This is a genomic window from Streptomyces sp. 2P-4 (assembly GCF_030167965.1).
GTDB lineage: Bacteria > Actinomycetota > Actinomycetes > Streptomycetales > Streptomycetaceae > Streptomyces > Streptomyces globosus_A.
The window spans coordinates 1,146,335-1,165,765 of record NZ_CP095011.1 but is presented as its reverse complement, the minus strand read 5'-3'; the positions used below and the strand labels follow the sequence as shown (position 1 = coordinate 1,165,765).

Below are 19,431 nucleotides of genomic sequence, written 5' to 3'. Positions count from 1 at the left end.
GGCAGTGACGACGATGACAGAGACGACAGCGACCGCACGCAGGACCATCGGCTCGTACACGGCGATCGGGGACAGCTTCACCGAAGGGGTCGGCGACCCCGGGCCCGACGGGAGGTTCCTCGGCTGGGCGGACCGCCTGGCCGTCCTCCTGGCCGACCAGCGGCCCGAAGGCGACTTCCGCTACGCGAACCTGGCCGTACGGGGCCGCCTGCTCGACCAGATCGTGGCCGAACAGGTCCCGCGCGCCAAGGAACTCGCCCCCGACATGGTCAGCTTCTGCGCCGGCGGGAACGACATCATCCGCCCCGGCAGCGACCCCGACGCCGTCGCCGAGCGCTTCGAGGCGGCCGTCGCCGACCTCACCGGCGCCGTCGGCCTCGTCATGATCACCACCGGCTTCGACACGCGCGGGGTGCCCGTCCTCAAGCACCTGCGCGGCAAGGTCGCCACGTACAGCGCGCACGTGCGCGCCATCGCGGACAAGTACGGCTGCCCCGTCCTCGACCTGTGGTCCCTGAAGTCCGTCCAGGACCGCCGCGCCTGGGACTTCGACCGGCTGCACCTCTCGCCCGAGGGCCACACCCGCGTCGCCCTGCGCGCCGCCCAGGTCCTCGGCCTCGACGTGCCGACCGACCCCGACCAGCCGTGGCCGCCGCAGCAGCCCCTCAGCTCCGTCGACGCCACCCGCGACAACATCCAGTGGGCCCGCGAGCACCTCGTCCCCTGGATCGGCCGCCGCCTGCGCGGCGAGTCCTCGGGGGACAACGTGGAGGCGAAGCGGCCGGAGCTGCTGCCGCTGTAGTACGGGCGGACCCGGCGCCGGGCGCCGGGCGCCGGACGCCGGGCGCCGGGCGGCGGCGGAGCGGGGGAGAGCGGATGCCGTCCCCCGCTCGTCCGGCGGAATCCTCCGGGGCCGTCGGGCGTTGACAGGGTGTGGGCCGTGCCGGGCACGGCCCCGCGCCCATCCGCCGCACCCCAGGAGGCGCCTTGACCGGCTCCCGCTCCCCGCTCGCGCAGCTGCGCACCCTGCGCCCCGAGGCCTTCGGTGCGGACCCCTCCGGGGCACGGATGCAGCGGATCCGGAACTCGCCGAACTTCCGGGACGGCGCCTTCCGGAACCCGGTCGGCACCCGCACCCGGCCCTCCGGCTCCATGCTCGAACTCGGCAAGGCCTACTTCCGCAAGGACGAGCGGGTCCGGCGCAGCCCGGCCGCGCCCATCCCGGTCCACCCGACGACCCTCGCCGACCTGGCCCGCCCGCCGGCCGGCGGGCTGCGCCTGACCTGGATGGGCCACTCCAGCGTCCTCGCCGAGATCGACGGACGCCGCGTCCTCTTCGACCCGGTCTGGGGCGAGCGCTGCTCCCCCTTCCCCTTCGCCGGCCCCCGCCGCCTGCACCCCGTACCGGCGCCGCCGGCCGCACTGGGCCCGGTCGACGCCGTTGTCATCTCCCACGACCACTACGACCACCTCGACCTGCCCACCGTCAAGCAGCTCGCCGGAACCGGCACCGTCTTCGCCGTCCCGCTCGGCGTCGGCGCCCACCTGGAGCACTGGGGCGTCCCCGCCGACCGCGTACGCGAACTCGACTGGAACGAGACCACCGAGATCGCCGGCCTCTCCTTCACGGCCACCCCGGCCCGCCACTTCTGCGGCCGCGGCCTGCGCAACCAGCAGCACACCCTGTGGGCGTCCTGGGTCGTCGCCGGCACCGAACACCGCATCTTCCACAGCGGCGACACCGGCTACTTCGACGGCTTCCGCGCCATCGGCGCGGCCCACGGCCCCTTCGACGCCACGATGATCCAGATCGGCGCCTACTCCGACCACTGGCCCGAGAACCACACGGACCACACCCCGCTGCCCGGTGCGTGGCCGGACATCCACATGACGCCCCAGCAGGGCGTCCAAGCACACCTTGACCTGCAGGGGTCCACCCCGCACGGCGTCATGCTCCCGATCCACTGGGGCACCTTCAACCTCTCCCTCCACGCCTGGGCCGAGCCGGCCGAGTGGACCGTCGACGCCGCAGAGGATGCCGGCCAGCCGGTCGCGCTCCCGCGTCCGGGCGAGCCCTTCGAGCCCGCGGGCAGGCTGCCGGCGGAGCCCTGGTGGCGTCCGATCTCCCATCCGATCGCTCACCCGTGGCGTCGCCCCAAGCCGGTGGATCTTCCTTCGAGTGACGCCCGGGCCGGAGACCTGGACCTCGCCGGCGAGCGATGACGCCGGACGCGGAGCCGGAAGCGGTTGCACGCCTACGGCTCCGCGTCGGCACCGGAGGAGCGCGAGCGGGCCGTCCGTGCCGCAGACCGGCCCCCTGACGCTGAGCCGCAGCAGCGGCCGCGGCATCTGCGTCCTCGACCCGAGGACTACGCCCGTGCTGCCGTGAGGATGCGATCGCGGGCTTCGCGGCGGCTCCATCCGGCCCGTGCCGGGAGGGGGGACTCCGGCGCGGCGGTCGTCCGGTCTGTGTCCGTCAGGAGTGCGATGAGGTTCAGCCGCGCCCGGGCCACCCGGGAGCGGACGGTTCCGACGGGGCAGCCGACGGCGGTGGCGGCCTCCGCGTAGCCCAGGCCGAGGAGCTGGGTGAGGACGAAGGCCTCGCGGCGCTCGGCGGGTATGGCGGCCATGAGCTCGGCGAGAGCGATCCCGTCCTCGAAGCCGGGCACGCCGCGGGGCTGGGCCTGCTCGGCGGCGGTCTGCCAGTCCTGCTGGTCCGACAGGCGGGGGCGGGCGGCGGCGTGGCGGATGCTGTCCACGACGGTGCGGCGCGCGATGGAGAGCAGCCACGTGCGGGCCGAGGAGCGGCCTTCGAAGCGGGGGAGGGCGGCCAGCGCGCGAAGGAACACGTCCTGGGTGAGGTCGTCGGCGGCCTGGGTGTCGGCACTGAGGTAGGCCACGTACCGCCAGACGTCGCGGTGGAGCGCGCGCACGAAGCGGTCGACCTTGACGGGATCGCCGTCTCGGGCCTCCAGGGCAAGCCGCGTCACCGTCGCGTCGGAGCCGGTGGTGGGCCCGGAGCCCTTCCGGACTGTTGTACGGGCATGGGTGGGCAGGGCAGGAGTCATCGCCACAAGGTCCTCATGGGTGAAGGAAGTCCGGCGCCGCGCGCGGCGGGGCCGGTGAAGGGGGGTACGGCCTGCCGGAGGGCATGGCCGATGCCCGAGGCGCGACGGCGCGCGGCCGTCAGTGTTCGCCCGGGGGGCCGACTGTCACAGGACAGCGGTTCCCGTCGGCGGACCCCGCGAGGTGATGGCGTGGACGAGGAGGAGCCGCCGCAGGGCGTGGCGGTGGCGGGACCGGCGGACGTGGACGCGGTGAAGGTGCGGCGTCGTCGGTGCGAGGAGGCGGAAGAGGATCCGCAGGGGGATCCAGAGCCGTGCCGCGAGGGTGCGGACGAAGCCGAACGCCGCCTGTTCCGCGTAGGCGAGCCAGAGGCCGCACAGGACGGCGGCGAGCAGGTGCGCGGCGAGCATGCCCGTCGGGGACATGCCGGCCATGTCGTGGCCGGTGGCGGGCATGCCCGTGCCGGCCGCCGTGGACGCGACGTCATGCACGTGATGCAGGTGGTGCATGCCGTGGACATCCGTCATCGCGGTGCCGGGCGGTGGCTGGGACACGAGCGTGCTGAGTCCCGCCGCGTCGGCGACCTCGAGGGTTTCGCGGGTCGACGGGTCTGGTCCCGTGCCCTCGCCGCACATCAGGTACGCGGCCCACTGCCGGGCGAAGGAGCCACCGGCCGGCAGGGACGGGTAGATCAGCGACTGGGCCAGGGAGAACCCGGCATGGAGCAGCGCCTGGACGGCCACCGTCGCGCCGGTGACGGCGAGCAGTCCGCGTTCGCGGTCCGCCAGGGCCCAGGCCGCTGCGATCGTGCCGACGAAGGCGGGCAGCACAGCCCACCAGGGGACGGCGATGCCCGACGTGAGGACGTGGCCGGTGGCGGCGAGCAGCACGCATACGGCTGCGAACATTGCAGCCCGTGCGGCTCGGGAACAGCGGCCTCGCTTCATGGCGCGTTCATCGTCGCACCGGACTTCCCGGCCGGACAGGTGGGTGCGCACTTCATGACAAGTCCTCGTCCTCGCCCTCGGCGCTGCTGGCTTCGGTCGGTTGTGGCGCACAGCACAGGGAGGAGCGGGAACCGGAGCCCCGTGCCACCCGACGACCTTCCCAGACGGCCCGCGTATGCAACATCCGGAGAACGGAGACTTCTGTGGCGGCAGCACAAGGGGCGTCAGCGCCAACGGAGTTGGACGGGCGCGCGAGGCGGCGGCTGACCGCTCTCCTTACGTGCGTCATGGCGTTCTCGATGCTGCAGCTGTTCCTGATGGGGGCGCTGGGCCCGCGTCTCGTTGCGGAGCTGGGCGTGTCGCCCGCCGTTCTCGGGCTGACGACGACGACCGGGTTCGGAACGGCTGCCCTGCTGTCTCCGGTGGGCGGCCGGATCGTGGACCGCATCGGCCCAAGGCGCTCACTGGTTCTCCTCCTGCTGGTCGCGACCGCCGCCCTGGCCCTGATCGGAGCCGCCCGGGATCTTGCCGTCCTCCTGGGCGCGGTGGCGCTCGGCGGAATACCGCAGGCGTTGGCCAACCCCGCCACCAACAAGGCTGTCCTGGCTGCCGTTCCGCCCGCCCGGCGGGGCGCCGTGACGGGTCTGAAGCAGTCGGGTGTGCAGCTGGGGGCGTTCGTGGCGGGCCTGCCGCTCGCGGCGCTCGCCGCCGGACTGGGCTGGCGCACTGCGGTCTGGACGGCCTCCGGCGCCGCGCTGCTGGCGGCCGTGTGGGCGCTGCGGTCACTGCCGGCCGATGCGCCGCCGTCCGCGTCCCCGGCCCCGGCATCGTGGCTTCCCCGCGGCATGGTGGCGTGGCTGGCCGCCTTCTCGTTCTTCCTCGGCGCCGGAATCGCCTCGGTCAACACGTACCTGTCGCTCTACGGCGTGCAGCGGCTGGGCATGGACCCGACCGCGGCCGGCGCCTTGGTGGCGGTCCTCGGCGTGACGGGGATCGCCGGCCGGGTGGGATGGTCGAAGGCGGCCGTCCCCGGGCGTGCGGAACGGCTGCCGGGCCGGCTGGCATGGGGCGCGCTGGGAGCTGCCGTCCTGCTGGCGGCGGCCCAGCTGGCGGGCCCGCTGGTGTGGCTCGGTGCCGTCGCGGTGGGCGTCTTCGCCGTCTCCGGCAACGCCGTGTCCATGGTGTTGGTCATGCAGCGTGCCAAGCCCGGGCGGGCCGGGCAGGACTCGGCCCTGGTGGCCGCGGGGTTCTTCGCCGGGTTCGCGACCGGTCCGTTGCTCTTCGGCCTGTTCGCGGAGCGCGGCCGGTACGGGGCGGGCTGGCTCCTGGTCGCCGCGGAGTTCGCCGTGGCGGGAGCCGTCGCGTTCTTCTGGGCCCGTCATGACCGCCGGGGCCAGGAGAGGGGCGGCGCGTGAGCTCCGCGGACTGGGCGGAACGGGCACTGGCGGCCGTGATGGGACGGGTGGCGGTGACGGAGGCAGAGGTCGGTGCCCGCTTCCCGCTGTACGCCGATCCCCGGGACGGGAAGTGGACGACCACCGGGCGTGGTTCGTGGGCCGGAGGGTTCTGGGCCGGGCTCCTGTGGCTGCGCGCACGCCACACGGGGCACGATGCCGACCGCCGGGCCGCCGCTGAGTGCACGGCCCGGCTGGAAGGCTGGGCGGACGCGGACACCGCGACCCGTGGCCTGATCCTCTGGTACGGGACCGCTCTCGCCGAAGGCGACGAAGCAGCGGCCTCACTGCGGGACCGGGCGGCGCGGGCCTGCCTCGGGGACCTCCACCCCGAGACCGGGATCGTCCCCTGGGGCAGCGCCTTCGGAGGCCCCCGCCTGGTGGCACGGGTCGACGGAGTCCCGGGGACGGTGCCCCTCCTGGCCGAGACCGGGCCGGACGGAGCGGCCGCAGCGGCCGCGCACCTGGACCGGCACCTCGGCCTCTGCCTCGGCTCCGGCGGGGAGCAGCGGCCGCCTGCCTGGCAGTTCGACAACGGGGCGGGGACGTGGAGTCCGCTCGACGACCCGAGGCCCGGATGGAGCCGTGGCCGGGCGTGGCTGCTCCTCGCGATCGCCGACGCCCTGCTGCGGCCGGACGTGGCGGCACGCTGCTCGGTGCATCTCGTGGAGGCGGCCGATCGTCTCCTGGCCCAGGACGACGTGGCGACCGGGCGGCTGGTCCCGCCGGCGGAGGGCGCCGAGCCGGACGGCCCTGCGGACACCTCTGCCGCGGCGATCACCGCGGTCGCCCTCATGAAGCTCGCCAGGGTCCCCGGCGCATGGACGGACGCGTGCTCGTACCGGGGCGCCGCCATCCTGAGCCGGCTCGCGGAAGCCCATCTCTCCCGTGCGGACAACGGGCTTCCGGCCGGCATGCTGCTGGACGGCTGCTACGACGCGGGCAAGGGCCTCGCCGTACGCCACGAGCTGGTCTGGGGCGACTTCTTCCTGGCCCTGGGCCTTGCCTCGCTGGACGGGCTCGTCGACATCAGCCGGGTGTGACCGCCTGCGGGCCGTAGTCGCGCAGGATCCGCCGGGCGACGGTCGTGATGTGGAGCTCGTCCGGGCCGTCGAGGATGCGGGCCGCGCGTCCGCCGCGGAACAGGGCGGGAAGCGGGGTGTCGGGGCCGAGCCCGGCGGCGCCGTGGACCTGGATGGCGGAGTCGGTGACCTGCTGGAGCATCCGGGCGGCGGCCACCTTGGCGAGCCCGACCTCGGTACGGGCGTCCTGTCCGGCGGCGATGAGCGCCACCGCCTCGTGGACCAGGGGGCGGGTGGTGCGCAGGGCGAGCAGGGCGTCGAACACGTGCTGCTGGACGAGCTGGTGGTCGGCGAGCGCCCCTCGTGAGCCGCTGCGCGTGGCGGCCCGTGCGCACATGAGGTCGAAGGCGCGCTGGGCCTGGCCGAGCCAGCGCAGGCAGCGCAGGGTGCGGCCCAGGGCGAGTCGCTCCCCGGCGACGGCAAGCGCCTGGCCCGCTTCGCCGATCAGGTGGTCGCCGGGTACGCGGACGTCGTCGAGCTCGATCTCGTACTGGCCCGCCGCCCCGAGGACGGGAAGTTCACGGACGATCCGGAAACCGGGGGAGTCCGTGGGGACGAGGAGCAGGGAGAGCCCCTCACGGTCGCCCGGCGCACCGCTGGTACGGGCCAGCACCGTCACCAGGTCGGCGGCCCCGGCCCCGGAGGTGAACCACTTGCGGCCGGTGATCCGCCAGCCGCCGTCCGCCGCGTACCCGCCCCGGGTGCCGGTGAGCAAGGGGTCGGTTCCGGGGACGTCGGCTTCGGTCATCGCGTAGCAGGTGCGGATCTCACCGGAGACCAACGGCTCCAGGTACCTCTCCCGTACCCGGGTACCGGCATGCCGCGCCAGCATGGTGACGTCGAGCAGCGTGGCGGACCCCAGGGCGGCGGGGCCGTGGTCACTGGCGCCCTCGGCCTCCGCGAGCTGCGCGTATACGGAGAACGGCAGCCCGCCGCCGCCCAGTTCGGCAGGAAGCGGCAGGGCCCACAACCCCTCCGTGCGGGCGAGGGACCGTAGTTCCCGCAGGGCCGCCCCGGCGGCCGGCCCGCCTGCGTCGAGAACGGACTCCTGCGGAATCACCCGGGTGCGGACGAAGCGCTCGACCCGTGCCCTCAACTCGGTTGCCGCGTCATCGGGTTGGGGAGCCGCACCGCTCGCCGTGAGTGAAACCGCCACCGTGTTCCTCCCGGTTCCCGGGAACTCGCGGGAACGTCTGTCCGACTGTCTGTCCGTGGAACTGGTCGGGCGCGGATGCTCCCGAGTTCCCGCGTTGCGCGTTTTCCGTACGACCTCGGCGGCGGCCACCGCCGCGCCGGGAGAGGAGAGGCATGGCGTCACCGGCAGTCTCGCAGACGGTCCGGCCACTCGACACACTGCGCCTCGGCATCCTGGGACCCCCGCAGATCACGAGCGTCGTCGCACAGCACCTGCGGCTGCTCGGAGCACAGGACGACGTCGCCGGGCAGCAGGACGCGCCTGGCGCCATCACGCTCACCGGCGGTGGCTACGAGAGCGCGCAGGCGACCGTCACCTGGGGCGGCTCCGGCAGCGGCCTCGTCGACGAGGCCACGGTCCAGGCAGCCACCGGCGTCATGGCCGTCCACGGGCGCCGCGACGGCCACCCGCGCGGGCTGGCCGCTGACTACACGGCGACGGCCACCGGCGTCCTGGCCGTTCAGGGGCTGCTCGCCGGCCTGATCGGCCAGTCCCGCGGCACGGCCGCCGCCCACGTCAGCACCGGCGCGGACCGTGCCGGGCTGCTCGCGGTGTCCCAGTACCTGGCCGCCGCCGGGGCGGACGAGGGCGAGGCCGCGGAACTCGGACCCGGCGGACCGCCCTTCACCTCCGCCGAGGGAGTGCTCTTCGAGCTGGAGACGCTCGACCCGGGTGCCTGGGCTGCGTTCTGGCGGGCCCTGGACGCGCCCGCCGACGCGATGCGGGCGGGCTGGCGGCCCTTCCAGTTCCGGTACGCCACCGCCTGCGCCCCCTTCCCGCAGGCTCTCCACACCGTCACCCGAGCGCACCCCCTGGCCCGGATCCGGCAGGCCGCAGCCCTCTCGGGAGCCGAGGTGTGCGTCCTGCACACCCTCGCCGACCGGCTCGCGGAAGCCGACGGAGCGGCCCCGTGGTCCCTCCGGCCGTACGGGGCCGACGGACCCCTCCCCTCCTCGCGGGTCGCCTCGGGCAACCCGGTGCCCCCCACCGTGGGGCTTCCTCTGGCCGGCCTGACGGTGCTGGAGGCGGGCCGGCGTATCCAAGCCCCTCTTGCCGCGCACCTCCTGGGGCTGCTGGGGGCCGAGGTCGTCAGGATCGAGCCGCCGGGCGGGGACCCGCTGCGCGGCATGCCCCCGGCCTGCGCGGGCATCTCGGCGCGCTGGCTCGCCCTCAACCGGGGCAAGAAGGCCGTGGAGATCGACATCAAGGCGGAGGCCGACCGGCGCCGACTGCGGGAGATGGCGGCCGAGGCGGACGTCTTCCTGCACAACTGGGCCCCGGGCAAGGCCGCCGGTCTCGGGCTCGACTCCGACGACCTGGCACGGGTCAACCCCGCGCTCGTGTACGCGTACACCGGAGGCTGGGCCGACCGGATCGCCGACGCCCCCATGGGCACCGACTTCATGGTCCAGGCGCGTACGGGGGTCGGCGAGGCCGTACGACCCGAGGGCGAGGCCCCGGTGCCGTCCCTGATGACCCTGCTCGACGTACTGGGGGGCTTGCACGGCGCCGAAGCAGTCCTCGCCGGGCTGCTGCTGAGGGAGCGCACCGGTCGCGGGGTCCGCGTGGACTCCTCCCTGCTCGGCGCGGCCGACACCCTCACCGCTCCCGCCCTGGCACGTGCGGCCCGAGGTGGGAATCCCCGCCGCCCGGCCGGATTCCGCCACCCGCTGCCCACGGCGGACGGCTGGATCGCTCCCACGGACGACAGCGCCCTCGCCGCAGCCGCGTACGACCTCCGCGAGCTGAGCACCCCCGACGCCCTTGCCCGGCTGGGCTCGCACGGCCTGACCGCCACCGCGGTCACGACCGACCTGTCCGACCTGCACCACGACCCGCGCTTCGCCGGCTCGATCAGCCGCGACGCGCACGGTGCCCCCGCCGTTTCCGACCCCTGGAGCTTCGCATGACCGCCGACAGGCCCGTACTGCACGACCTGCTGCCCGCCGGCCTCCGCCGCTCGTGGGTGGTCGACGGCACCTGCCCGGACCTCGACCTCTACAGCCTCTTCCGGGCCCGCCAGATCGCGAACCTGCACCACACGGCCGTCCTCGACGCCAAGGGCAAACTCTGCTACACCGCCCTGGACCGCAAGGTCCGATGCCTGGCCGTCGGCCTCAGAGCCCTGGGCATACGCCCGGGTGACGTGGTCGGCGTCCAACTGCCCGACAACCGCAACGCCGTGATCGCCGACCTGGCCCTGGCCGCGCTCGGCGCCGTCGCGCTCCCCTTCCCCGTCGGCCGCGGCGTCCTGGAAGCCGAGTGCCTGCTGCGCCGGGCGGAAGCCGTCGCCGTCATCGCCTCCGTCCAGCACCGGGACGTCCGGCACGCCGCCGACCTGCACGCGCTGTCGCGGTCCATGCCCGCCCTGCGCCATGTCGTCGCCGTGGGCCCCGGGAGCGCACCGGAAGGAGCCGTGGCCTGGTCCGAGCTCATGCGCTCCGACCCGCAGGAGTTCCTACCCGCCCGTCCCGACCCGGACAGCGCCGCCCGCATCCTGGTGTCCTCCGGTTCCGAGGCCGAGCCGAAGATGATCGCCTACTCCCACAACGCGCTCGCCGGCGGCCGCGGCAACTTCCTCGCCTCCCTCATCCCGGACGGCACCCCGCCCCGCTGCCTGTTCCTGGTCCCGCTGGCCTCCGCCTTCGGCTCGAACGGCACCGCCGTCACCCTGGCCCGGCACGGCGGCACCCTGGTCCTGCTCGACCACTTCACCCCCGACGCCGCCCTCGCAGCCGTACGGGAGCACGAGCCCACCCACGTCCTGGGCGTGCCGACCATGGTCCGGATGATGCTCGAACGCCTGGACGCGACGGGCGAACGGCTGCCGGCGCCCACCGCCCTCGTCCTCGGCGGCGCACCGCTGGACGAGACCACGGCGGAGGCAGCGGCGAAGGCGTTCGGCTGCCCGGTCGTGAACCTCTACGGATCCGCCGACGGCGTCAACTGCCACACCGGCCTCGGCCACACGGTCCCGCCGACCGACGGTACGGGCATCGTTGCGGGCCACCCCGACCCGCGCGTCGCGGAGATCCGCATCGCCGACCCCGACACCCACGCGGCGCTGCCCGACGGAGCCGTGGGGGAGATCATCTCGCGCGGTCCGATGACCCCGCTGTGCTACGTCGCCGCCCCCGAGTTGGACGCCCGCTACCGGACGCCGGACGGCTGGGTCCGCACCGGCGACCTCGGCTACCTGGACACCGACGGCGTCCTGCACGTGGTCGGCCGCCTCAAGGACATCGTCATCCGCGGCGGCGCCAACATCAGCCCCGCCGAGGTCGAACGCGTACTCAGCTCCCACCCCCAGGTGCGCGACGTCGTCTGCGTCGGCGTGTCCGACCCGCTCATGGGCGAACGCCTGGCGGCCTGCGTGGTTCCCCGCACCGGGCAGACCCCGACCCTCGACGGACTCAGCGCCCACCTGACCGGGCACGGCCTGGAGCGCTGGAAGCACCCCGAGCGCCTCCTCGTCGTCGGCGCCCTTCCCCTGACCCCGGCCGGCAAGCCCGACCGGGCAGCCCTCCGCGAACGGCTGACCGCGGGCCTGGCCTCAGACCCGGCGGCCGACCCCGGACCTCCGCTCGCGCAGGCCGGCTGAGCGGCAAGGCCCCGTCGCCCCGACCATCCAACCCCGTTGGCGGCCCGCTGCGCGTCCGTTGGCCTCCGGCGAGCCGAATCGCAGCGAACAACAACAGTGCAGACGAGCGCATCCCGGGGCGGTTCGTGCAGTCCCGGGATGCGGTCGTCGGATGCCGATCGGCGCAGGTGATCAGGAGGCGCTCATGGCCTTCTTCAACTCGGCCGCCGCGTTGCGGTAGACGGGCAGCAGGTCGAGGTCCTCACCCGGGTAGTTGACGATCTTGACCTGCCTGGCGCCCGAGTCGGGCAGCACCGTCCCGGTCGACATGTGGGCGTTGTCGAGGACCAGCGCCGGCTTCTTCGCGGAGAGCCCGGCGAGCTGCGCCGGGGTGACGGCCTCGGGCCCGTACGTGCCCACCGTGGTGGCGCCGGCGAGCCTGGCCGCCCAGGTGGTGAACACCTGGGTGACGACGTTCGGGCTCTTGCCGCCGGGCCAGGCGGCCTGGAGGTCCTCGGCCAGCTTCCCGTACTCGGCATCGAAGCCGGTCTTCCACGTGGTCGCGGCGTCCGCCGTGCCGAAGAGCCCGCTCAGCTTGTCGACCTCGGCCTTGACCTTGTCGGGGTCGTTGTCGAGGTTCACCTCGACCAGCTTCGCCTCGGAGCCGGCGGCCTCCTTGATCTTCGCGGCGTAGGGCTCGAACGGCGCGTACAGCACGAAGTCGGCCTTGGCCACGGCCGCGAGGTCCGAGGGCTTGGGGTCGTAGTCGGGGGCGTGGTGGACGGACTGCGGCACGATGACCTTGACGTCCTCGGCGCCCGCGGCCCTGGCGAAGGCCCCTTCCCACGTCGTGGTGACGACCACCACGGGCTTCCTCCCGGCCTTGGGGGCACCCGACGCGGCGGGGGACGACGTGGTGCCGTTCTCGGCGCCACCGGTGCTGTTGCCGCCGCAGCCGGTGACGAGGGCCAGCGCGGCCGCGCTCAGTGCGAGGAGGGAAGGGATGCGGACGCGGGTGCGCGCCATGGGCTGGTTCTCCGTTCGGATATGAGATGCACGGCGAGGACGAGTGCTCCCGCCATCAGGACGAGGACCGGGCCGGGCGGCCAGTCGAGCCACAGGGCCAGGAGGAACCCCGTCAGGTTCACGGTCACGCCGATGCCGATCGCCCACAGGGTGATCGACTTCAGCGAGCTGCCCAGCCGTCGGGCGGCAAGGGCGGGCAGCAGGGTCAGGGCGTCGACGAGCAGGGCCCCGGTGAGCTTGATGGCTCCGGCGACCGCGACCGCGACCAGCACCAGCAGTACCGCGGTCAGGGCCCTGACGGCGACGCCGGAGCACTGGGCGAGCTCCCGGTCGTACAGCAGCAGGCCGATGTCGCGCCGCTTCCACCAGAACAGGCCCGGTACGAGCACGGCGAGCACGCCCAGGACGAAGAGGTCGGGGGTGCCGACAGACAGGATCGACCCCCACAGCAGGGCGAACGCCCCGGAGGCGTTGACCCCCGACACGGCGAGCAGCAGCAGCGCCGCCGCGATGGCCAGGCTCATCAGCAGACCCATCGCCCCGGAAAGGCCGTCCGGGGTGCGGGCGAGCGGGGCCACGCCCGCACCGGCCAGGGCGCAGGCGACGAGCGCGCACAGCATCGGGTCGAGCCCGGTGAGCAGGCCGACGGCGATGCCCAGCAGGGCGACGTGCATCATCGCGAACCGCACCGGCATGATGTCGAGCCCCACGATGACGACCCCGACGACGGGCAGGCCGATCGCGGCGAGCAGCAGGGCCGCCCCGGCGCGCTGCACGGGTGCCAGCTGGAGCAGCGTGCCGAGGTCGGCGGTGGCGAGGGTGGTCACCGGACCTCCCGCAGCCGGCCCGCAGCCATCTCCAGGACCCGGTCGCAGCGGTCCGCCAGGGCCCGGTCGTGGGTCACGACGACGAGTGTCACCGGCAGCGAGGCCAGGACGTCGGCGGCCTCCGCCTGCCCGTCGAAGTCGAGCGCGGCGGTCGGCTCGTCGGCCAGCAGCACCTCGGCCCCGGCGGCCACGCAGCCGATCGCCCTGGCCAGGTACATGCGCTGCAACTGGCCTCCGGACAGTGTGTGCAGCGGCCGCCCGGCCAGCTGCCCCACGCCGAGCCGGTCCGCCGCACCGGCGGCGGCGGACGGCGCGGTACTGCTGGCCAGCAACTCCTCGCCGAGCAGCGGGAACCGTCCTGCGGCGGGCTTCTGGGGGATCCAGGCGCAGGCCCGGCGCCGCCAGGCCCATTCCGCGGGCGTGCGCGCGCTCCGGCCGCCCACCCGGATCGAGCCCGTCACCTGGCGGTGCAGGCCGAGGACAGCGCGCAGCAGGGTGGTCTTGCCCGAGCCGTTGGTCCCGGTCAGCGCGACCCGCTCGCCCGCGGCGATCTCCAGGTCCACGTCGGCGACGGCCTCCACCCGGCCGTGCCGGCAGGCGACCCCCCGCATCCGTACATCCAGCCCGCCCATCACACACCCTTCGGTCGTTCGCCCCACGCAGCAGTAGTCGGACGGTGCGTGCGACGAGTTCCCGGGGCCGGATCTTTCTGCGCCCTGCTGCACATGACACGACGTCACACGGCCGAAACGCCTCAACCTCCTTGCCGGTGCCGCTTTCTGACGCTGCACCGCAGGTCGCACTGCCGTGAACTTGCCCGTGGCGTATACAAGAGTTAGGTTTGCCTTGCCTTAGTTAGGCGGGCCTTACTTTTTGTGTGTGGGGGTTTGCATGCCTGTTCGGGCCGGGGGAAACCCACCGCCGGTGGCGCTGGTCACCGGGGCGGCCAGGGGGATCGGCGCCGCCGTGGTCGACGGCCTGGTCCGCGAGGGCGTCGCCGTCGCCGCCGTGGACGTCGACGAGGGCGGCCTGGCGGAACTCGCGGAACGCTCGGCCGGGCTGGTCGTCCCCTTCGCCGCCGACGTCTCCGACCGTGCCGCCGTCGCCGACGTGGTGGCCGCGGTCGAGAAGGGCATCGGGCCGATCGAAACCGGTGTGTCCGTGGCGGGCATCCTGCGTCCCGGCCTGCTGTGCGACACCACCGACGAGGACTGGGCCGAGACCTTCGCCGTCAACACCACGGGCGTGTTCCTCGTCCTGCGGGAACTGGCCCGCCGGATGGTGCCCCGCGGCCGCGGGGCCCTGGTCACGGTGGCGTCCAACGCCGCGGGTGTACCGCGCGCCGGGATGGGCGCGTACGCCGCGTCCAAGGCCGCCAGTGCCATGCTCACCCGCTGCCTCGGACTCGAGGTCGCCCGCCACGGCATCCGGTGCAACGTGGTCTCGCCCGGCTCCACCGACACCCGGATGCAACGCCAGCTGTGGACGGGTGAGGACGACCTCGAACGGGTCATCGCGGGCACCCCCGAGGAGTTCCGGACGGGCATACCGCTCGGCCGCATCGCCGACCCGGCCGACATCGCCGAAGCCGTGCTGTTCCTCGTCTCCGACAGAGCCCGGCACATCACCATGCAGAACCTGTTCGTCGACGGCGGCGCAACCCTGCGCGCCTGAGAAAGGAATGCCGACGTGTCCATACCCGCACTCGTGCGCCCCAGACCCGTGCACCGGGCCTCCGACCTGCTGGCCGCCTACCTGCCCGGCTCGTTCTACTTCTCCTCCCCCCGCGGGACCCTGCTCGCCGACGGCGTCCACTCCAGGGTCCGTGCCGCCGGCGCGTCGCACGCCCGGGCCGCCGCCGAGGCGCTCGACGCGGCCGCCGCGGCCGGGGTGCCCGACCCCGTCGTCGCCGGCGCCGTCGGGTTCCGCCCCGAAGCGGAGAGCGGCCTCGTGGTGCCCTCCGTGGTGCGGCGTGCCGGCGCACCCGCGGTCGTACGGGCCCCCGAAGCGGAGTCCGGCACCTCGTGGACGCTCACGCCGCGCCCCGAGCCCGCGCACTACGCCGACAGCGTCCGCCGCGCGCTGGAGCTGATCGGCCGCGGCGAGCTGAGCAAGGTCGTGCTGGCCCGCTCCCTCGAACTGGCCGCGGAATCCCCGGTGTGGGTGCCGGCCCTGCTGGCCCGGCTGGTGCGGGCGGACCCGGCCGCGTACGCCTTCGCCGCCGACGTCACCGCGCCCGGCGACCCCGCCCCGCGGACCCTGGTCGGGGCCAGCCCCGAACTGCTGGTGTCCCGGCGGGGAGCGACCGTCCTGGCCAACCCGCTGGCGGGCTCGGCCCGCCGGTCGGGCGACGAGGCACAGGACCGCGAGACGGTCGCACGGCTGCGCGACTCCGCCAAGGACCTCGGCGAGCACGCCCACACCGCCGGGCAGGTGGCCGAGGTACTCGGCCGGTTCTGCACCGACCTGGAGGTGCCGGCGCAGCCGGAGGTCATCGGCACTCCGACGATGTGGCACCTGTCCACCCGGATCACCGGCCGCCTCGCGGACCCGGCCGCCCCCGCCTGCTCCGCGCTGGGGCTGGCCGAGGCGCTGCACCCGACCCCCGCGGTGGGCGGTGTGCCCGGCCCCGCGGCCGTGGGCGCCATCGCGGACCTCGAACCGGAGGACCGCGGCTACTTCGCCGGGATGGTCGGCTGGACCGGTCTCGACGGCGACGGCGAGTGGGCGGTGACGATCCGCAGCGCAGAGGTGTGCGAGCGGACGGTACGGCTGTCCGCCGGGGCCGGGATCGTCGCCGGCTCCGAGCCCGCCGCCGAACTGGCCGAGACCGGAGCGAAGTTCCGCACGCTGCTGCGCGCCCTCGGACTGGAGGGCGCCGTATGACCGCCGACCACGTCCTCTGGCCGCCTCGGACCGCCGCGCGCTACCGCGCCGCGGGCCACTGGCGGGGACAGACCTTCGGGGCGCTGCTGACCTCGCTGGCCGCCGCTTACGCCGACCGGACCGCCGTCGTGGGCGGGGACACCCGGTGGACCTTCGCCGAACTGGACGAGAGGGCCCACCGGATCGCCGCGGGCCTGCTCGCGTCCGGGCTCGCACCAGGCGACCGGGCCGTGCTCCAGCTTCCCAACATCCCGGAGTTCCTGCCGGTCGTGTTCGGCATGTGGCGCGCGGGCGTCCTGCCGGTGTTCGCGCTGCCCGCCCACCGGCGCAGCGAGCTGCGGCACTTCGCCGCCCAGAGCGAGGCCGCCGCCGTCATCACCGTCGGCGAGCACGAGCGGCACGACCACGCCGCGACCGCGCGGGCCGTCGCGTCCGACGTGGAATCCGTACGCCGGGTCCTGCTGGTCGGCTCGGACGAGTTCGCCGGCCTCGCCGCGACGGCGCCGCGCGAGCTGCCCGACCCCGACCCGGCAGGCGTGGCGTTCCTCCAGCTTTCCGGGGGGAGCACCGGGCTGTCGAAACTGATCCCGCGCACCCACGACGACTACCTGTACAGCGTCCGCGAAAGCGTGCGGATCTGCGGCCTGCGCCCGGACAGCGTCTACCTGGCCGCGCTGCCGGTGGCCCACAACTTCCCCCTCAGCTCGCCCGGTGTGCTCGGCGCGCTGCACGCGGGCGCGGCCACCGTCATGGCGCCGCGGCCGGACGCGGACACCGCGTTCCGGCTGATCGAGGCCGAGCGGGTCACGATCACCGGGGTGGTGCCGCCGCTCGCCGCCGCGTGGGTGCAGGCGGCCGCCCGCACCGGCCGCGACCTGTCGTCCCTGGAGGTGCTGCTGGTCGGCGGGGCCAAGTGCGGGCGGGAGCTGGCCGAGCGGATCGGCCCCGCGCTGGGCTGCCGGCTGCAACAGGTGTTCGGCATGGCGGAGGGCCTGGTGTGCTACACCCGCCTGGACGACCCCGACGAGGTGGTGCTCGGCACGCAGGGCCGGCCGATCTCCCCGGACGACGAGGTCCGCGTCGTCGACCCGGACACCGGCGCCGACGTGGCGCCGGGCGAGACGGGTGCCCTGCTGACCCGCGGCCCGTACACGATCCGCGGCTACTACCGGGCGGCGGAGCACAACGCCACCGCGTTCACCGCGGACGGCTTCTACCGGACGGGCGACCTCGTGCGCCGCACGCCCGCGGGGCACCTGGAGGTCGTCGGCCGGGCCAAGGAGCAGATCAACCGGGGCGGGGAGAAGGTCGCGGCCGAGGAGGTCGAGAACCACCTGATGGCCCACCCGGGCGTGCTCGACGCGGCCGTCGTCGCCGTGCCCGACGCCCACCTCGGCGAGCGGACCTGCGCCTACGTCGTGCCCGTCGCGGGCGCGGCCCCCACCGGCCCGCAGCTGCGGGCGTTCGTGCGCGAGCGCGGTGTGGCCGCCTTCAAGGTGCCGGACCTGGTCCAGGTCGTCGGGGAGTTCCCGGTGACCGGGGTCGGCAAGACCAGCAAGCGCGAGCTGAGGGCGGCGCTGGCCGCGCTCGCCCGGAAGGAGCCATGAGGATGTCCCTGCCCACGATACGGCCCTACCCGCTCCCGGCGGCCGCCGACCTGCCCGCAGGGCGGGTGGAGTGGCTGCCCGAGCCGGGCCGTGCGGCCCTGCTCGTCCACGACATGCAGCGCTACTTCCTCGCACCGTACGCCGGGGCGCCGGTGCCCGAGGTGACGGCGAACATCGCGCGGCTCGCCGCACACGCCCGCGCGCAAGGGGTCCCGGTGTTCTACACCGCCCAGCCCGGCCGGCAGGCGCCTGCGGACCGGGGCCTGCTCACCGAGTTCTGGGGCGACGGCATCGGCGCGGTCATCGACGCGGACCCGGAGGCCGCGGACATCGTGCCCGCACTCGCCCCGGCCGAGGCCGACACCGTCCTGGCCAAGTGGCGCTACAGCGCGTTCCAGCGCAGCACGTTCGCCGAACAGCTCTCGGCGCTGGGCCGCGACCAGCTCCTCGTCACCGGGGTCTACGCGCACATCGGCTGCCAGGCCACCGCGGTCGAGGCGTTCATGCGCGACATCCAGCCCTTCCTCGTCGCCGACGCTGTCGCCGACTTCTCCCGCGAACGCCACGACCAGGCGTGCGCGTACGTCGCCCAGCGCTGCGGCGTCGTCACCACCACGGCGGACGCGCTGGCCGCGCTGGCCGCCCCGGTCCCCGCGGGAGCCGGGCGATGAGCCGGGACTTCACGCTTGACGGCGTCAGGGCCGACGTGGCGGGACTGCTGGGCTGTGAGCCCGCCGAGATCGGGCCCGAGGACAACCTCTTCGACCACGGCCTGGACTCGATGCGGACGATGGTGCTCGTGGAGCGCTGGCGTGCTGCCGGAGCGGAGTCGCTGGAGTTCCCCGACCTGGCGGAGCGGCCGGAACTGGCGCACTGGCTGGCCCTCCTGACGGGAGGCCAGGCATGACCAGGGCCGACCACCGGCACCGGCACCTGGAGCGGATGGCGGAGGTCCGGGCGGGCCGCCACGCCGAGAAGGTGGGCTACCCGATCCGCGTCCGGAAGGCGGAGGTCGTCCGCACCGCCATGGTCGGCGCCGGCCTGCTGCGGGTGACGCTCGGCGGCAGGGGCGCCGCGGGCTTCGAGGCCCACGCGCCGGACGAGCACGTCAAGCTGCTCTTCCCGGAGCCGGACGGCTCGCTGCGGCTGCCCGAGCAGAACGGCACGGTGCTGGCGTGGCCGCGGCCCGCCCCCACCTCGCGCGAGTACACCGTGCGGCGCCACGACCCGGTGGCGGGCGAGATCGACATCGACTTCGCCCTGCACGGGAACGGCCTCGCGTCGGACTGGGCGCGCGCGGCCCGTCCGGGCGCCGTCGTGCACGTCGCGGGACCGCCCGGCGGGCTGGTCGTCCCCGACGCCTACGACCGCTACGTGCTGGCGGGCGACATCACGGCACTGCCCGCGATCGCCCGCCGGCTGGAGGAGCTGCCGAGGACCGCCAGGGGCTGGGCGTTCCTCGAAGTCGCGGACGCGGAGGAGGAGATCGAGCTCTCCGCACCCGACGGCTTCGAGGTGCACTGGCTGCACCGCGGCGGCCGGCCCGCGGGCACCGGCGATGCCCTGGCGCGGGCTGTGACCGCGCTGGCCGTGCCCGTGGGCGAGCGGGTGTTCGTCTGGGCCGCGGGGGAGGCCGGGCAGCTCAAGCCGCTGCGCCGCTGGGCCCGCGACGACCTGCGGCTGGACAGGGCCGACCAGGACATCACCGGCTACTGGAAGCGCGGGGTCGCCGACTACGACGACGACCACTGACCAGCCGTG

18 protein-coding genes are annotated in these 19,431 nt (G+C 74.6%); 12 read left to right on the top strand and 6 right to left on the bottom strand.

Annotated elements, in window-relative coordinates:
- The first annotated feature begins 13 nt into the window (after positions 1 to 13).
- Together MUK52_RS04760 and MUK52_RS04755 are read left to right on the top strand one after the other, a co-directional pair.
- On the top strand, positions 14 to 802 hold the full coding sequence (locus MUK52_RS04760; RefSeq protein WP_114055059.1) for an SGNH/GDSL hydrolase family protein: 789 nt from the start codon (positions 14 to 16) through the stop codon (positions 800 to 802).
- Between the two features lie 185 nt (positions 803 to 987).
- Positions 988 to 2,223: an MBL fold metallo-hydrolase gene (locus tag MUK52_RS04755; RefSeq protein WP_428985418.1), complete on the top strand. Its 1,236-nt coding sequence runs from the start codon at positions 988 to 990 to the stop codon at positions 2,221 to 2,223.
- A 146-nt stretch (positions 2,224 to 2,369) separates the two neighbouring features.
- On the opposite strand, the gene MUK52_RS04750 is transcribed toward MUK52_RS04755, so the two are convergent.
- Positions 2,370 to 3,068 (bottom strand): sigma-70 family RNA polymerase sigma factor, encoded by a 699-nt coding sequence (locus MUK52_RS04750; protein ID WP_114058590.1) that lies wholly within the window; start codon positions 3,066 to 3,068, stop codon positions 2,370 to 2,372.
- Positions 3,069 to 3,212: 144 nt separating this feature from the next.
- Positions 3,213 to 3,974 (bottom strand): hypothetical protein, encoded by a 762-nt coding sequence (locus MUK52_RS04745; RefSeq protein ID WP_284574814.1) that lies wholly within the window; start codon positions 3,972 to 3,974, stop codon positions 3,213 to 3,215.
- Between the two features lie 326 nt (positions 3,975 to 4,300).
- On the opposite strand from MUK52_RS04745, the gene MUK52_RS04740 reads away from it, so the two are divergent.
- Positions 4,301 to 5,428, top strand: a complete 1,128-nt coding sequence (locus tag MUK52_RS04740; protein ID WP_114055060.1) for an MFS transporter — start codon at positions 4,301 to 4,303, stop codon at positions 5,426 to 5,428.
- Positions 5,425 to 6,510 carry a sugar ABC transporter permease gene (locus tag MUK52_RS04735; protein ID WP_350204912.1) on the top strand — a complete coding sequence of 362 codons (1,086 nt, stop codon included), beginning with the start codon at positions 5,425 to 5,427 and terminating at the stop codon, positions 6,508 to 6,510. Before MUK52_RS04740 ends, MUK52_RS04735 begins: the two co-directional genes overlap by 4 nt.
- On the opposite strand, the gene MUK52_RS04730 is transcribed toward MUK52_RS04735, so the two are convergent.
- Complete coding sequence (locus tag MUK52_RS04730; RefSeq protein ID WP_472912504.1) at positions 6,497 to 7,705, bottom strand: acyl-CoA dehydrogenase family protein; 1,209 nt, start codon at positions 7,703 to 7,705, stop codon at positions 6,497 to 6,499. The genes MUK52_RS04735 and MUK52_RS04730 overlap by 14 nt on opposite strands.
- Positions 7,706 to 7,857: 152 nt before the next feature.
- Here MUK52_RS04730 and MUK52_RS04725 point away from each other — a divergent pair, with 152 nt between their 5' ends.
- Entirely contained in the window at positions 7,858 to 9,654 is a 1,797-nt protein-coding gene (locus MUK52_RS04725) for a CoA transferase (protein WP_284574812.1), read from the top strand.
- The gene (locus MUK52_RS04720; protein WP_284574809.1) at positions 9,651 to 11,345 is read left to right on the top strand and encodes a class I adenylate-forming enzyme family protein; all 1,695 of its coding nucleotides are present in this window, start codon (positions 9,651 to 9,653) and stop codon (positions 11,343 to 11,345) included. The genes MUK52_RS04725 and MUK52_RS04720 overlap by 4 nt, the downstream gene beginning before the upstream one ends.
- A gap of 171 nt (positions 11,346 to 11,516) precedes the next feature.
- On the opposite strand, the gene MUK52_RS04715 is transcribed toward MUK52_RS04720, so the two are convergent.
- From MUK52_RS04715 to MUK52_RS04705, 3 genes are read right to left on the bottom strand one after another with little or no spacing between them, the layout of a single operon-like run.
- Entirely contained in the window at positions 11,517 to 12,350 is an 834-nt protein-coding gene (locus MUK52_RS04715; protein WP_284574806.1) for a metal ABC transporter solute-binding protein, Zn/Mn family, read from the bottom strand.
- Positions 12,308 to 13,177 (bottom strand): metal ABC transporter permease, encoded by an 870-nt coding sequence (locus tag MUK52_RS04710; protein WP_284574804.1) that lies wholly within the window; start codon positions 13,175 to 13,177, stop codon positions 12,308 to 12,310. Before MUK52_RS04710 ends, MUK52_RS04715 begins: the two co-directional genes overlap by 43 nt.
- A complete protein-coding gene (locus MUK52_RS04705) occupies positions 13,174 to 13,809 on the bottom strand; it encodes a metal ABC transporter ATP-binding protein (protein ID WP_114055066.1) in 636 nt (211 codons plus the stop codon). Before MUK52_RS04705 ends, MUK52_RS04710 begins: the two co-directional genes overlap by 4 nt.
- A gap of 259 nt (positions 13,810 to 14,068) precedes the next feature.
- Between MUK52_RS04705 and MUK52_RS04700 the strand changes: the two genes are divergently transcribed.
- Genes MUK52_RS04700 through MUK52_RS04675 form a run of 6 tightly spaced genes read left to right on the top strand, consistent with a single transcriptional unit; the run spans position 14,069 to position 19,422 of the window.
- A complete protein-coding gene (locus MUK52_RS04700; protein WP_284574801.1) occupies positions 14,069 to 14,851 on the top strand; it encodes a 2,3-dihydro-2,3-dihydroxybenzoate dehydrogenase in 783 nt (260 codons plus the stop codon).
- Positions 14,852 to 14,866: 15 nt separating this feature from the next.
- Positions 14,867 to 16,063: an isochorismate synthase gene (locus MUK52_RS04695; protein WP_114055068.1), complete on the top strand. Its 1,197-nt coding sequence runs from the start codon at positions 14,867 to 14,869 to the stop codon at positions 16,061 to 16,063.
- Positions 16,060 to 17,670, top strand: coding sequence for a (2,3-dihydroxybenzoyl)adenylate synthase (locus MUK52_RS04690; RefSeq protein ID WP_284574800.1), 1,611 nt, complete (start codon positions 16,060 to 16,062; stop codon positions 17,668 to 17,670). Before MUK52_RS04695 ends, MUK52_RS04690 begins: the two co-directional genes overlap by 4 nt.
- 2 nt (positions 17,671 to 17,672) lie before the next feature.
- Positions 17,673 to 18,341 carry an isochorismatase family protein gene (locus MUK52_RS04685; RefSeq protein ID WP_216827067.1) on the top strand — a complete coding sequence of 223 codons (669 nt, stop codon included), beginning with the start codon at positions 17,673 to 17,675 and terminating at the stop codon, positions 18,339 to 18,341.
- Positions 18,338 to 18,577, top strand: a complete 240-nt coding sequence (locus tag MUK52_RS04680) for a phosphopantetheine-binding protein (protein WP_114055071.1) — start codon at positions 18,338 to 18,340, stop codon at positions 18,575 to 18,577. Before MUK52_RS04685 ends, MUK52_RS04680 begins: the two co-directional genes overlap by 4 nt.
- Positions 18,574 to 19,422 carry a siderophore-interacting protein gene (locus tag MUK52_RS04675; RefSeq protein WP_114055072.1) on the top strand — a complete coding sequence of 283 codons (849 nt, stop codon included), beginning with the start codon at positions 18,574 to 18,576 and terminating at the stop codon, positions 19,420 to 19,422. Before MUK52_RS04680 ends, MUK52_RS04675 begins: the two co-directional genes overlap by 4 nt.
- The last annotated feature ends 9 nt before the right edge of the window (positions 19,423 to 19,431 follow it).